Annotated in this window: 13 protein-coding genes and 1 riboswitch; of the genes, 4 read left to right on the forward strand and 9 right to left on the reverse strand. The window is 60.1% G+C overall.

Annotated elements, in window-relative coordinates:
* The first annotated feature begins 180 nt into the window (after window positions 1-180).
* A complete protein-coding gene (locus MR935_RS05260; RefSeq protein WP_290571699.1) occupies window positions 181-1200 on the forward strand; it encodes a Gfo/Idh/MocA family protein in 1020 nt (339 codons plus the stop codon).
* 111 nt (window positions 1201-1311) lie between these two features.
* On the opposite strand, the gene MR935_RS05265 is transcribed toward MR935_RS05260, so the two are convergent.
* On the reverse strand, window positions 1312-2316 hold the full coding sequence (locus MR935_RS05265; RefSeq protein ID WP_290571701.1) for a Gfo/Idh/MocA family protein: 1005 nt from the start codon (window positions 2314-2316) through the stop codon (window positions 1312-1314).
* A 41-nt stretch (window positions 2317-2357) separates the two neighbouring features.
* Window positions 2358-3158: a TIM barrel protein gene (locus MR935_RS05270; protein ID WP_290571703.1), complete on the reverse strand. Its 801-nt coding sequence runs from the start codon at window positions 3156-3158 to the stop codon at window positions 2358-2360.
* Between the two features lie 232 nt (window positions 3159-3390).
* Between MR935_RS05270 and MR935_RS05275 the strand changes: the two genes are divergently transcribed.
* Window positions 3391-4407 carry a LacI family DNA-binding transcriptional regulator gene (locus MR935_RS05275; RefSeq protein ID WP_290571705.1) on the forward strand — a complete coding sequence of 339 codons (1017 nt, stop codon included), beginning with the start codon at window positions 3391-3393 and terminating at the stop codon, window positions 4405-4407.
* Window positions 4408-4495: 88 nt separating this feature from the next.
* Here MR935_RS05275 and MR935_RS05280 read toward each other — a convergent pair whose 3' ends face one another.
* Window positions 4496-5491: an ABC transporter permease gene (locus MR935_RS05280; RefSeq protein ID WP_290571707.1), complete on the reverse strand. Its 996-nt coding sequence runs from the start codon at window positions 5489-5491 to the stop codon at window positions 4496-4498.
* Window positions 5484-6989, reverse strand: coding sequence for a sugar ABC transporter ATP-binding protein (locus MR935_RS05285; RefSeq protein ID WP_290571709.1), 1506 nt, complete (start codon window positions 6987-6989; stop codon window positions 5484-5486). The genes MR935_RS05280 and MR935_RS05285 overlap by 8 nt, the downstream gene beginning before the upstream one ends.
* Before the next feature lie 33 nt (window positions 6990-7022).
* Between MR935_RS05285 and MR935_RS05290 the strand changes: the two genes are divergently transcribed.
* Complete coding sequence (locus MR935_RS05290) at window positions 7023-7172, forward strand: hypothetical protein (RefSeq protein ID WP_290571711.1); 150 nt, start codon at window positions 7023-7025, stop codon at window positions 7170-7172.
* Between the two features lie 85 nt (window positions 7173-7257).
* Here the strand turns inward: MR935_RS05290 and MR935_RS05295 are convergent, their stop codons facing one another.
* A complete protein-coding gene (locus tag MR935_RS05295; RefSeq protein WP_290571713.1) occupies window positions 7258-8289 on the reverse strand; it encodes a sugar ABC transporter substrate-binding protein in 1032 nt (343 codons plus the stop codon).
* 738 nt (window positions 8290-9027) lie between these two features.
* On the opposite strand from MR935_RS05295, the gene MR935_RS05300 reads away from it, so the two are divergent.
* Window positions 9028-9957 (forward strand): sugar phosphate isomerase/epimerase family protein, encoded by a 930-nt coding sequence (locus tag MR935_RS05300; protein WP_290571715.1) that lies wholly within the window; start codon window positions 9028-9030, stop codon window positions 9955-9957.
* Between the two features lie 134 nt (window positions 9958-10091).
* Here the strand turns inward: MR935_RS05300 and ribH are convergent, their stop codons facing one another.
* Genes ribH through ribD form a run of 4 tightly spaced genes read right to left on the reverse strand, consistent with a single transcriptional unit; the run spans window position 10092 to window position 13555 of the window.
* Window positions 10092-10553 (reverse strand): 6,7-dimethyl-8-ribityllumazine synthase, encoded by a 462-nt coding sequence (gene ribH / locus MR935_RS05305; RefSeq protein WP_290571717.1) that lies wholly within the window; start codon window positions 10551-10553, stop codon window positions 10092-10094.
* Between the two features lie 58 nt (window positions 10554-10611).
* On the reverse strand, window positions 10612-11820 hold the full coding sequence (locus MR935_RS05310; protein ID WP_290571719.1) for a bifunctional 3,4-dihydroxy-2-butanone-4-phosphate synthase/GTP cyclohydrolase II: 1209 nt from the start codon (window positions 11818-11820) through the stop codon (window positions 10612-10614).
* A gap of 11 nt (window positions 11821-11831) precedes the next feature.
* A complete protein-coding gene (locus MR935_RS05315; RefSeq protein ID WP_290571721.1) occupies window positions 11832-12476 on the reverse strand; it encodes a riboflavin synthase in 645 nt (214 codons plus the stop codon).
* Window positions 12449-13555 carry a bifunctional diaminohydroxyphosphoribosylaminopyrimidine deaminase/5-amino-6-(5-phosphoribosylamino)uracil reductase RibD gene (ribD, locus tag MR935_RS05320; protein WP_290571723.1) on the reverse strand — a complete coding sequence of 369 codons (1107 nt, stop codon included), beginning with the start codon at window positions 13553-13555 and terminating at the stop codon, window positions 12449-12451. The genes MR935_RS05315 and ribD overlap by 28 nt, the downstream gene beginning before the upstream one ends.
* Before the next feature lie 162 nt (window positions 13556-13717).
* A riboswitch (FMN riboswitch) is annotated at window positions 13718-13851 on the reverse strand.
* Between the last annotated feature and the right edge of the window lie 20 nt (window positions 13852-13871).

Consider the following 13871-nt stretch of genomic DNA (forward strand, 5'->3'; position numbering starts at 1 on the left):
GACTCGTTTATGAATATTTTGTTAAATGAGCTTGCGCGCCCGCCCTGCCGCGCAAGCGGTCGAAAGCTGCGGTTTCGCTTGCTTTTTGGGCGCGCCGGTGGTATAGTAAAAGACGTGGGAGGCGGCGTTTTGCCGCCTGCAAAGATAGGTAACGCAGCAAGCCGAAAAGGAGAAAACAGTATGAAAGAAGTTAAAACCGGTATTGTTGGTTTGGGTCGTTTGGGTGCGGTGCACGCGGAAAATCTGGCATTCAAGATCCCGGGCTGCAAGCTCGTGGCCGCCTGCTCGCTCGAGCAGAAGGAGCTGGATTGGGCGCGGGACTACCTCAAGGTCGATTTCGTCACGACCGACTATAAAAAGATGGTCGATGAGGCCGATATCGAGGCCGTCGTCATCGTGTCCTCCTCGCCCGAGCACTGCTGGATGATCGAGTACGCGCTCGATGCCGGCAAGCATGTATTCACTGACAAGCCGCTCGGCTGCTCGCTGGAGGAATGCAAGCGCGCCGAGGCCGCTGTTGAGCGCCATCCGGACAAGATATTCTTCCTCGGCTTCATGCGCCGCTACGATCCCTCCTATGCTGACGCTAAAGCGCAGATCGACGCGGGCAAGATAGGCAAGCCCTATCTGGTCAAGGCCACCGGCCTCGATCCCGAGGCGCTGGTCGAGAGCTGCATCAAGTTTTCCAAGACCTCGGGCGGTATCTTTATCGACGCCGCTTCGCATGACATTGACCTGATGCGCTGGTTCCTTGGCGGCGAAGTGACCGAGGTGTACGCCGCGGGCACGACCTTCAAGCACCCGGAGTTTACAGAGAACGGTGATACCGAGACCGGCATGGCCATGCTTAAGTTCGACAACGGCACGGTAGCCTTTCTGCATGTCGGCCGCACCGCGCCGCATGGCTACCATACCGAGACCGAGATCGTCGCCACCGAAGGCCACATCCGTGTGGCCGGTGTGCCGTGGAAGGACCGCGTGATGGTATATGACCAGTACGGCGCGCGGCAGGAGATCATCGAGAACTTCCCGCAGCGCTTTGCCGAGGCCTATCTGCTCGAAATGGTCGATTTTATCGACTGTGTGCAGAATGACCGCAAGCCCGCGCTGACCGTGTACGACGGCACCAAGGCCACAGTCGTTACTTATGCGATCACCGATTCGTTCCACAGCGGCAAGGCCGTGCAGGTCGAATATTAAGCGGCGCGGCGGCCTGCGCCCGGTTTGACGGGCGCAGGCCGTGTGCCGATGAAAGCACATAGATATAAAGCAAAGCCGCGCGGCGATATTCGCTGCGCGGCTTTGCCGTGTTCACTTATACAGCGCGGGCTTTTCCATCATCTCGATCGGCGCCCACTGGCCGGTACCGCGCGAGCGGTTGAGCGCGTCCGCCGCAACGCACGCGGCATAGCCGTCCCAAGCCGAGGGGCCGGTCGGCGCGCCGGCTTCGAGCGCCTTGACCCACTCCTGAAACTCAATGTCATAGGCCTCGATAAAACGATCCTTCCAGTCGGTCAGCAGAGGGAAGGAGCGCGTCGCGTTGGCACGCATGACGACCGCATATGGATCGGGCAGGTTGACCGTACCCTTTTCGCACACGACCTGACACTGGATATCATAGCCGTAGCCGTCCGCCACCTGCACCTCCACATCAATGCGCGCGCCCGACTGCGTCTCGAGCAGCACGATCTGCGGATTATCATAACCCTTGGTCGAAAGCGAGGACTGGCGCACCTTGAGCACCTGACCGCTCTTATATTCCTCGCCCAGCAGCCAGCGGCAGATGTCCAGCTCATGTATGGCGACGTTGGAGACGCCCATCTCGGTCTGGAAGCCGTCCGGCTGGGAGACATTGCGGTGCGCGGCATGGATCATCAGCGGCGCGCCCAGCTCACCGGAGGCGATGATGCGCTTCATCTCGGCGTAGCCGCGGTCATAGCGGCGCATAAAGCCGACCTGTAGAAGCCGCTTGCCGCACGCCTGCTCGGCCTTGATGATTTGCTCGCAGTCGGCCGCGGTCTGGGCGAGCGGCTTTTCACAAAAGACGAACTTGCCGTGCCGCAGGCTTTCGAGCACATAGCCCGCGTGCGAGGGGTCGGACGAGGCGATGACGACCGCATCCACCTCGGGCGCGGCGATGAGCGCTTCGCCGGTCGGATAGGCGGTGATGTGCGCATACTGCGCGGCCACCTGCTGCGCGGCCTGCTCAAAATAGTCCGCACAGGCGACGACCGTGCAGCCGGGCACGAGGTCGGTCAGGCGGCGGATGTGATCGCGGCCGATCGCGCCGCAGCCGATGACACCGATTTTCAGCATAGGGAATACTTCCTTTCCGTTATCATGAGGGGGAATATGATTTACAGGCCGGCGCGCACCGCGTTGATGGCCTCGATCGCAGCCGACGAGCCGTGCTTGGGATACAGCTCAAAGGCGACCATCTGGTCGCAGCCGAGCGCCTGCATGTACTCCAGAACAGCACGGTAGTTGATGCAGCCGGTGCCCGGCTCGCCGCGGCCAGGCGCGTCGGCGATGTGTACCTGCGCGATAAGCGGCTGGTATTTTTTGATCGTCTCGCAGATCTTGCCCTCGTTCAGATACATATGATAGGCGTCGTACAGAATCTTGACGTTCGGCGAGCCGACCATCTGAACGATCTCGGCCGCGTCCTTGGTGTATTTGAGGAAGTTGCCGAGGTGGTCGGTCTCAACGTTGAGCGCCTCTAAGCAGAGGGTGATACCGGCCTTTTCGGCCATCGGCGCGACCTTGCACAGCGTGCGGTACATAGCCATGGTCTTTTGCGCGTCCGAATACTGGGGGAACAGGTCGGCGGCGTACTGCTGCGGCTCGGGCAGCAGCTCGTTGGAATGGACAGCCAGCCGCTTGCAGCCGACCTTCTGCGCGACCGCGAGCGATTTTTCGATGTAGGCAATGTATTCCTGCTCGTGCGCCGGGTCGCACAGCGAGATGGGACCGTCGCCGCCCATGCAGCTGATCTCGATCTCGTTTTCTTTGCACAGGCGAATCAGCTCGTCAAGATCCTTGCTGTCCCAGCCCCAGATCTCAACGTAGTCGAAGCCGTCCCGCTTAGCGGCCGCAAAGCGCTCGGCAAACGGCAGCTCCTTGTAGATCACTTCAATATTGACAGAAAATTTCATCATGCTCGCTCCTTCTCTCTGGTTTTCTTGCCCCTATCTTAATACGCAGGTGCGCGCCGGTCAATTTCCCGGCAAAAACATTGGTATCTTGCCCAAAAACCGTCCGCTGTTTTGCGCACAATGCGGGGCGTCGCACGGCTGTGGTCGGACTGTATGATTGTGCGCTGTGCGCGGTTTGGCTTGACGGCATCCGCGCGCACGTCCTATAATAAAAACAAGAGGGAGGTGCGCGAAAATGGCGGTGACAATGCAGGATGTGGCCGCGCTGGCTGGGGTGTCGCGTGGGACAGTCGACCGGGTGCTGCACGGGCGGCCGAATGTTGATTCTTTGGTGCGGCAAAAGGTGCTCAAAGCCGCCGAAACGCTGGGCTACCGTGTTAAGATACCGGCGTCCGCGCCGGTCAAACGCGCGGCGATTCTGATCCCGACGTGGTCGGATGGGCACTTCAACCGCCAGATCGTCAGCGGTATCCGCCGCGCGATGCGATATGTGGCCGATCCGGGCTTTGCGCTGGTCGAACAGCCGCTGCGCACAATGACCATGCAGGAGCTGCTGCGCGAGGCCGCGCGGCAGATAGACGTGGGCGTGGACGGCCTGATTCTGCGCGGGGAGAACACCGCTGAGGTGCGTGCTGTCATCGAGCAGGCCGTGCGGCGGGGCCTCGCGGTGATCACCTATGACGCGGATGTGCCGGGCAGCGGACGGCTGTGCCATGTGGGGCAGGATCTGTGGCGCGCGGGCGCGATCGCGGCGGGTGTTATGGCGCGGCTGATCCGCCCGTCCGAGCATGTGCTGGTCGTGACGGGCAACCTGCGCATGGAGGCGCACAAGGGCAGGGTGGATGGTTTTTGCCGCCGTCTGCGTGAGTTGGGCTTTGACGAGGATGCGTACCGCATCGTGGAGACAGGAGAGATTCACGGGCTGACGAGCGAGGCCGTCGCCCGCGCGCTGGACAGCGACAGCCGTCTGCGCGCCGTGTATATGAGCACGCAGCCTGTGTCCGCTTGCATCGAGGGCATCCGTCGCAGCCGGATGCGGCAGGCGCCGCCGCATGTTATTTGCAATGACCTGACGCCGACGGCTAAGCGCTATCTGCGGGAGGGAACAGTAGACTTTGTGGTTGGGCAGGCCTTCGATCAGGAATCCTTTCGCGCGGTCATTGCGATGTATCAAATATTGATGCGCAGCGAGCGCCCTAAGCGTGAGGTGTATTACACCGACCTGAGCCTGCTGACGCGCGAGATGCTCTAAACGCTTGTCATGGAGCAAGGCGGCGTTAAAATGCAAGAGGCGGTGGCTTAAGCCACCGCCTCTTTTGTTTTCTATGCAATGCGTGGGTTTACTTGGCGGCCAGACGGCGCGCCTTGGCTTCCATGCGCTCACGGGTTACATCAATGAATACAGCGATGATGATAACCAGACCGAGCACGATGTTCTGAATGGCCGAGGAAGCGGCCAGCAGGGTAAAGCCGTTGCGGAGTACGCCGATGATCAGCGCGCCAATTAGCGTGCCGAGCATGGTGCCCTTGCCGCCCATGAACGAAGCGCCACCGATGATGCAGGCCGCGATCGCGTCCGTATCCAGCGGCTGCACCGCGTTCGCGCCATTGGTGATGGACGAACGGCCAATGGAAACCAGACCGGCCAGACCGGCGCAGAAGCCCGATACCGTGTAGCAGAAGGTCAGCACGTTATCCGAATGGATACCGGACAGACGCGCGGCCTCCGGGTTGCCGCCTACGCAGTAGATCGAGCGGCCGAGCGCGGAGCGGGTCAGGAAGATGTGCATGATGACATACAGAATGATGACCAGAACAAAGCTGATCGGGATGCCGCCGCCGAGTGCGGGCAGCAGGCGCGCTTCACCCAGCCACATGGTGCCGGCCGGGAAGCCGGATACCATCTGCGAGCCGGTCACCAGCAGCGCCATGCCCCAGAGGAAGTTCTTCATACCGAGCGTGGATACGAAGGGGTGGGGCAGATGCAGACGGGTGAGCAGCATACCGTTGATCCAGCCAACCAGCGTACCGGCGACCAACGCCAGCACGATCATCAAGAAAGAATTGGTCGAGCCGCGCTGCACCAGCATACCGGCCACACAGGCTGCAAACGTCGCATTCGCGCCTACCGACAGGTCGATACCGGCGGTGATCAGACACAGCAGCATACCGATGGACAGAATCGCGTTGAACGAGGTTTGGCTGAGCACGTTCATGATGTTGCGGATATCGAGGAATTTGCCCTTGGTCACGATCGCCAGCACAGCACACAGCAGAACCAGCGCGATCAATACGCCGAGCTGATTAAATTTACCCTTGTTTTTCGTCTTAGTCATCTAAAGTACCTCCCCATGCGGCCTTCATAATGTCTTCCTGATTGAAATGCTTGCTGTCACGGTCGACGGTGGCCATCACCTTGCCGCCGCGCATGACGATGACCCGGTCAGACATGCCGAGGATCTCCGGCATTTCAGAGGAGATCATAATGACGCACTTGCCTTGCTTGACAAGGCTGTTCATTACATTGTAAACTTCTACCTTCGCGCCGACATCGATGCCGCGGGTCGGCTCATCAAAGATATAGATGTCAGCATCCGTGTTGACCCACTTGCCGATGACCACCTTTTGCTGGTTGCCGCCCGAAAGCTGGCCGACGATTTCGTCGATCGAGGGGGTCTTGATGCGCAGCGAGGAAATGTGCTTCTCGCCGCTTTCCAGAATACGCTTTTCATTCAGGAACGGGCCGTCACAGAAGCCCTTCAAATTGGCAAGGATCAGGTTGGTGCGGATGGTCTGCGCCAGCACAAGACCCTGCCCCTTACGGTCCTCGGTCAGGAAAGCGATGCCGGCCTTGATCGCATCGCGCGGAGACTTGATGCTGACCTCTTTGCCGTGGATGTACACCTTGCCGCCGTCGATCGGATCGGCGCCGAAAATGGCGCGCATGGTCTCGGTGCGGCCCGCGCCGACCAGACCTGCAAAGCCCAGTATCTGCCCGCCGTATGCCTCAAAGCTGACGTCGTACAGCACGCCGCCCTCCTCAAGATGCTCGACCTTGAGCGCGCAATCGCCCTTGGTACCAAACTCCTTCGGGAACTGGTTTTCCAGCGTGCGTCCGACCATGCCGGCGATCAGGTCATCATTGTCGGTCTCGGTCACTTTTTTGGTCCAGATGTGCTCGCCGTCGCGCATGACGGTCACGCGGTCGCAAAGCTCGAACAGCTCCTCGAGCTTATGCGATACAAAGACGATGCCGATGCCGCGGTCGCGCAGCTCACGGCAGGTCTTCATCAGCTGCTCTACCTCTTTTTCGCCAAGGGAGGAGGTCGGCTCGTCCATGATAATCATTTTCGCGTCGATCAGCACAGCCTTGGCGATCTCGATCATCTGCTGCACGCCCATGCCGAACGTGCCCGCCGCCTTGGTCGGGTCAACGTCCTGACCGAGCGAGGCCATGACCTCCTTGGCCTTTTTGTGCATCGCCGGGTAATCGAGCAGGCCGGCAGGACCCTTGATCCACTTGTTGATAAAGATATTGTCCGTGATGCTCAGCAGTTTTTCGATGTTCAGCTCTTGGTATACACACGCGATGCCTGCCGCCGCGGAGTCGTTCGGGTCTTTGAAGTGCTGCTCAACGCCGCTTACAAAGATCTGGCCTTCATCAGCCTGATGTACGCCGGTCAGCACCTTGATTAGCGTCGATTTGCCCGCGCCGTTTTCGCCGATCAGGCCGAGGATCTCACCCGGCTTTACCGCAAGGCTCATGTTCTTCAGCGCTACGACGCCCGGAAAGCGCTTGGTTGCGTTTTTCAGCTCTACTACATATTCACTCATTGCATAATCACCTTTTCTTCTCCGAGATGGGGGTTGACGCAAACCTCGGCTCCGGCCGCTCTCGGCGCGGCCGGCCCTGTGCAGATGAGCAATCGTATGCCGGAACGGTTTGCACGTCCTCCGGCCTTTTCGGAGACAACGCCGCGCAAGTCGATCCTGTCGAATTATGCGGTGCTGTCCTGAAAAAGAGACGCCCCTGTATGATTTTGGTAAAATCGGCACAGGGGCGTCGGTTTCAATTTCTACTTACACCCAAGTGAGGCGGTTATTACTTAACAGAATCCAGATAGCCCTGCAGGGTGTCCTTGCGCTGCTGCGCATTTTCCGGGGTAACAACGTCAGCGCCGGAGTTTACGAAAGCGTCGACCTCGCCGCCGTCGAGCTTGGTAACGACGGTCTCAACAGACTTGTAGCCCATCTCATACGCCATCTGCGCAACGGACATGGTCAGACGACCCTCGAGGATCGCGTTGCAGGCAGACATGGTGCCGTCAAAGCCAAGGAATACGGTGTTCTTGTAGTTCTCGTTGTTCGCGGCAACCTTAGCAGCGGCCATAGCCATATCATCGTTGTTGGCGCAGATGATGGCGATGCCTTCCGGATACTTGGAGATGATGCCTTCCATCGCGGTTACGGCCTTGTCGGCAACCGCGTCAGCGTACTGCACTTCGTTGTCGAGGAAAACGCCGCCCTCAGACTCAACGCCGGCCTTGTAGCCCGCCATACGGTCGGAGTTGGTGGTGTCGCCCTGTACGCCGGCGATCTCGATGCACTTGATCTCAGTCCAGCCCAGCTCCTTCGCCATCTTAGCAGCAGCCGCGCCGCCGAGCTTGCCGGCTTCCTGATTACCGGTACCTACGAAGGAGATGACCTCGGGCGCCTCGATCTTGGTGTCGCAAGCGACGATCGGCTTGGTCTGGCCCTTGATGAGGTTGGCTACCATGTCGGCCTGCAGCGGGGCGATGACAAAACCGTCATAGTCACCGGCGAGGTCGGTCTGGATCATGTTCAGCTGCTCATCGTAAGAGGTCTCGGACGGCGCGCCCTTGACTTCGACGGTCACGTTGTCGTGCTCCTTGTCGTAAGCCTGTGCGCCGGCCATTACGTACTGCCAATACTCGGAAGCGGTGGTCTTGAGGATTACGTCGATCTTGTAGCTGCCGCCGGCGGCATCCGCGCCCGCGCCTGCGCCTGCATCCGCGCCGCCTGCGTTCGTGCCCGCATTCGTGTTCGTGCTGCAAGCAGCCATGCCTGCGCACAGGGCGCCTGTCAGTAACATTGCCAGTAATCTCTTCTTCATGATGAAAACCTCTCTCCTTTTTGTTGCAGCGCGCACGCTGCGCCGCGCCGGAAAGCCCGACCGACAGCAGGGGGATCCTACCGTAAAGCGCATCGTCTGCCCCGCTCATGATTGTGCGTTCTGTCAGCCATTTACAGAACGTTCAAACGCTTCTGCGTTCTGGTAATATTTTAATGCATCTGAATTGCTTTGACAAGAGTTTCTTGTTATTTTTGTCGCTAATGGCGAGGTTGCATTGGCGTTCTTTGTGCAGGTTCACAAGTCTTGGTAAGAGAAACAGAAGGGTAATGCTGTGCATTGTGCAATTTTGTAACTGTAAGGCAAGATTCATAAGAAAAAAGACCGGATACAGCGGCGGTTTTGGTCAATTTTTGGAAACATCAGTGGCGTGTGAAGGTTACAGTATGGTTAAATTCGGCCATGCAGCGGCAATCTGCGCGTGCCGGATGGCGCATCAGGCGGAAAGGTGGGGCAGGGGCACGGCAAAATTTTGTGAATTTCGCCAGTCCGCACAAGCAGGACGCGGGCGGATGAGGAAAAGCGACGGTGCGGATGGGCGCCGGCGGGCATTTGCTGATCGTGCACTGTGCGATACCGGGGTGAAACCGCGCCGCATACGCCGCGCGGCGGAGGCAGGGCGCTTGCGAAACCGCGCCGCCTGTGGTACGATGGACGAAAATACAGCGAGGGGCACGCGCTGCGGGGCGTGCCGGCCGGCGAATGAAGGAGCGTTATGCGATGAAATTAGCGATCAAAACCTGCACACTGGATATGCCGTATGAAAAAATGCTGGATTTTTGCGTCGAACAGCGGGTGGCTGCGCTCGAGATCGGCACGGGCAATTGGTCGGGTGCGCCGCATTGCGACCTTGCCTTGCTGCTGTCGGACAAAACCGCGCGTGAGCGTTGGCAGGACGCGATGCGCAAAAGGGGGCTTGCGCTGTGCGCGCTCAACTGCTCGGGCAATCCGCTGGCCTATGAAAAGGATATGGATGTGACCAAGCAGACCTTTGAACTGGCGCATATGCTGGGCGTGAAGAAGATCGTGATGATGAGCGGTCTGCCCGCGGGCTGCAAGGGCGACCGTACGCCGGTTTGGATCACGACCTCGTGGCCGCCCGAGACGCAGGAGATTTTGGACTACCAGTGGAATGAGGTCGCCATTCCGGCGTGGCGGGCGATGGTCAAGTTAGCGGCGGACTGCGGCATTGAAAAAATCGCACTGGAAAACCACGGGATGCAGCTGGTGTACAACCCGGAGACCTGTCTGCGGCTGCGCGCGGCGGTCGGCCCGATGGTGGGCATGAACCTTGACCCGTCGCACCTGTTCTGGATGGGCGGCGACCCGATCGAGGCGGCGCGTGTGCTGGGCGAGCACGGCGCACTCTATCACATCCATGGCAAGGATTCCCGTCCGGAGCGGCGCTTTTGGCAGCCTAACGGGATGCTGGATACTAAACCGATCGATGCATTCGCGCGCCGCGCGTGGAACTATGTCGCGGTTGGCGCGGGGCATGGCGCGCAGTGGTGGAAGGAGTTCTTCTCGGCCGCGCGCATGGCGGGCTATGACGAGGAGGTCTCGCTGGAGATGGAGGACTTGACGCTGTCCATGCTCGATGGCCATCTGGCCAGCCTGTATGTGCTGCGCGAAGCGCTCAATATCGGCTGAATCAAGGCGAGAAGACAAAAAAGCTGCACTGGTGTGCAGCTTTTTTGTCTTAGTATAACAGATGTTTTTATTAATTATGATTACAGTGGGCGGAATGTCAGATATGTCAACTCCGGAAAAGGCTGCGCCGGACGTTACAGGCGGGGCAGCAGGTCGGCCAGCTCGAGGGCGGTCATGGCCGCGTCGGCGCCCTTGTTGCCCGCCTTGGTGCCGGCGCGCTCGATGGCCTGTTCGATGTTCTCGGTCGTGACCAGACCGAAGGACACCGGCACACCGGTTTGCAGGCCGACCTGCGCAATGCCCTTGGCGGCTTCGTTGCAGACCAGATCGTAATGGCTGGTCGAGCCGCGGATGACCGCGCCAAGGCAGATAACAGCCTTGTACTTGCCGGACTTCGCCGCCTGCATGGCGGCGAAGGGCAGCTCAAACGCACCGGGCACCCAGATGAGCGTGATGTCGTCCGTGTCAACGCCGTGGCGAACAAGCATGTCCTCCGCGCCTGCAATCAGCTTGGATACGATAAATTCATTAAAGCGCGAGGCAACGATGGCGAATTGTCCCTTACCTGCGATTAGCTTTCCTTCCAGTACCTTCATGGTATGTGTCCTCCCTTAATAATAATGATGGTAAATATAATTGATGGTGTTTGATCGGTCACAGCTTTTGCCGGAACAGATGCCCCATTTTGACCTGCTTGGTGCGCAGGTAGAATGCGTCGTCCTCCTGCGGGGCGATCTCAATCGGCACACGCGCGGCGATCTCCACGCCAAAGCCGTCCAGTCCGTAAATCTTTTCCGGATTGTTAGTCAAAAGGCGCAGCTCACGCGCGCCGAGATCCTGCAAAATCTGCGCGCCGATCCAGTATTCGCGCAGGTCGGGCGCAAAGCCCAGCTTGACGTTGGCCTCGACCGTGTCAAAGCCCTGCTCCTGCAGTTCATAGGCCTTGAGCTTGTTGATCAGGCCGATGCCGCGTCCCTCCTGCCGCATATAAAGCAGCACGCCGCGCCCTTCTTGCTCGATCTGTCGCATGGCGGCGGCAAACTGCTGGCCGCAGTCGCAGCGGCGTGAGCCGAACACATCGCCGGTCAGGCATTCGGAATGCACGCGGCAGAGCAGGTTTTTGCCATCTCCGATCTCGCCCTTGACCAACGCGACATGGTGCTCGCCGGTCAGGTCGTTGACATAGCCGTAAATGCGGAATTCGCCAAAGCGGGTGGGCATTTTGGCGCTCGCCTCGCGCACGACATGCTTGTCATGCCGGCGGCAGTAGTCCTGCAAATCCTTGATGGTGATGACCGGCATGTCCCACTCGGCGGCCTTTTCCAGCAGCTCGGACGTGCGCATCATCGTGCCGTCATCGCGCATGATCTCGCAGCACAGGCCGCACGGCTCAAGCCCGGCCAAGCGGCATAGATCGACGGTCGCCTCAGTGTGACCCGGCCGGACGAGCACACCGCCGCGCTGCGCGACCAGCGGGAACACATGCCCGGGACGGCGCAGCTCCTCAGGCTTTGTTTGGCTGTCCGCGCATTTGCGGCAGGTCAGGCCGCGCTCCTCAGCCGAGATGCCGGTCGTTGTGTCCACATGGTCGATGGAGATGGTAAACGCCGTGCCATGGTTGTCGGTATTGACCTTGACCATCTGCTCCAGTCCCAGCCGCCGTGCGATCTGCTCGCTCATCGGCGTGCAAATCAGCCCTTTGGCGTATTTGGCCATAAAGTTTACGTTTTCGGTCGTGGCGAACTGGGCGGCGCAGATCATATCGCCCTCGTTTTCGCGGTCGGGGTCGTCGATGGTCAGGATGATGCGCCCGGCGCGCAGCGCTTCGAGCGCTTGTTCAATGGTGCTGTATGGATGAGACATGAGAACACTCCTTAAAATCCGTATTTGGTGAGAACTTCCATCGTCAGGCCGCTCGCACGCGGCTGCGGCGCAGAGGCGAGCAGACGCCCAACATATTTTCCGATGATATCGCATTCGAGGTTGACCGTGTCGCCCGGATGCCGGGTCAGCAGGGTGGTCTGTGCGCCCGTGTGCGGGATGATGGAGACAGCAAAGCCTGTGTCGGTCACGGCGGCGACGGTCAGGCTGACGCCGTCGATGGCGATCGAACCCTTTTCGACAAGGTAGCGCAGCAGCGCGGCGGGCGTTTTGACCGTCACCCAAACCGCGTTATCCTCGCGCCGAAGCGCGGTGACCGTGCCGGTGCCGTCGATATGGCCGGAGACGATATGTCCGCCGAAGCGGCCGTCCGCGGGCATGGCGCGCTCCAAATTTACCGCCGCGCCGCTTTGCAGGCCGCCGAGCGATGAGCGCCGCAGCGTTTCTGCCATCACGTCGGCTGTGAAGGCGTGCGCGGTGAGTGAGGTGACAGTCAGGCACACGCCGTTGGTGGCGATGCTGTCACCGGTTTTCGTACCCTCGAGCACGGTCTCAGCCTCGATGGTCAGGCGGGCGCTCCGGGCGCCGCGCTCAATGCGGGCGATGCGTCCTATTTCTTCGATGATGCCTGTGAACATACAAGGTCTCCTTCCAGCAGAAAATCGCTGCCGAGCGGGGTGACGGACAGCTCACGCAGGGCGAGCGCGTCAGCCATGCGGTCCAATCCCGCGCCGCCGACCGGCGTGGTAGCGGCTTGTCCGCCGATCAGCTTGGGCGCGATATAGGCCTGCACATGCTGCACGATCCCAGCGCGCAGCGCGGAGAATGCAAGCGCCGCGCCGCCTTCGAGCAGCAGGCTGTCGATGCCCAGCGCACCGAGCTGCCGCATCAGGTCGGCAAGGTCGACGTGGCCGTTCTCCTCGGCGCAGATCAACGGGCGGATGCCGGCTCGCTCAAGCGAGACCAGTCGGTCATTTTTATCGATTGCAGCTAGAAAAGTGGGTGTTTCGTGCGCAGTGCGCACGATTTGGCTGTCGATTGGTGTGCGCGCGTGGCTGTCGCAAATGACGCGGACAGGGTCGCGCCCGCCCGGTATCCGGCAGGTCAGCAGCGGGTCGTCCGCTAGCACGGTGCCGATGCCGACCATGATGGCCGACAGGCGGCTGCGCGTTTCGTGCACATGGGCGCGGGCGGCTTCGCCCGTCACCCAGCGGCTGTCGCCGGTGTGCGCGGCGGTTTTGCCATCGAGCGTCATCGCGTACTTGAGCACCACATAGGGGGTTTTGTGCGTAATGCAATGGAAGAATACCGCGTTTAAGCGCTCGCATTCGCGTCGGCACACACCGGTCTCGACCGTGACGCCTGCCGCGCGCAAAAGCTGCACACCCTTGCCCGCGACCAGCGGGTTGGGGTCAAGGCAGCCGACCACGACCCGCGCGAGCCTATGCTCGAGGATCGCGTCTGTGCAGGGCGGGGTGCGCCCCCAGTGGCAGCATGGCTCGAGCGTGACATACAGCGTCGCGCCTGCCGCGTCCTCGGTGCAGCGGCCGAGTGCATGACGCTCGGCGTGCAGGCCGCCGTACTGCTCATGCCAGCCCTCGCCGATGACGCGGCCGTTCTTCACGATGACGCAGCCGACCATAGGGTTGGGGCTGACCCGCCCCGCGCCGCGCTCTGCCAGCGCGAGCGCACGGCGCATCCATTCCTGATCGTGCAAAAGATCACCTCCACAAAGCAAAAGAAAAGCGTCCCGAAAGCCACAGACCTTCGGGACGCGCGCGCAAACACAGTAAAGCCCGCCGCAATAAAAAATTCTGAAACACCAAAGGTGTTTCAGAACAGCAAACAAACAAAAAGACGGACAAAAACCCGGTTTTCGCGTATTCTTCTTTCATCCAGACTATACTGTCGGCTTCGGAGTTTCACCGAATCATGCATTGGCCTCTGACACAGAGACCGCCGCTCGCGGGCTGTACCGCCGGTAGGGAATCGCACCCTGCCCTGAAGAATCTGATATTCGGTTTTGGTAAAAC

Origin of the sequence: Agathobaculum sp. (genome assembly GCF_022775115.1) — a bacterium.
Classification (GTDB): Bacteria; Bacillota; Clostridia; order Oscillospirales; family Butyricicoccaceae; genus Agathobaculum.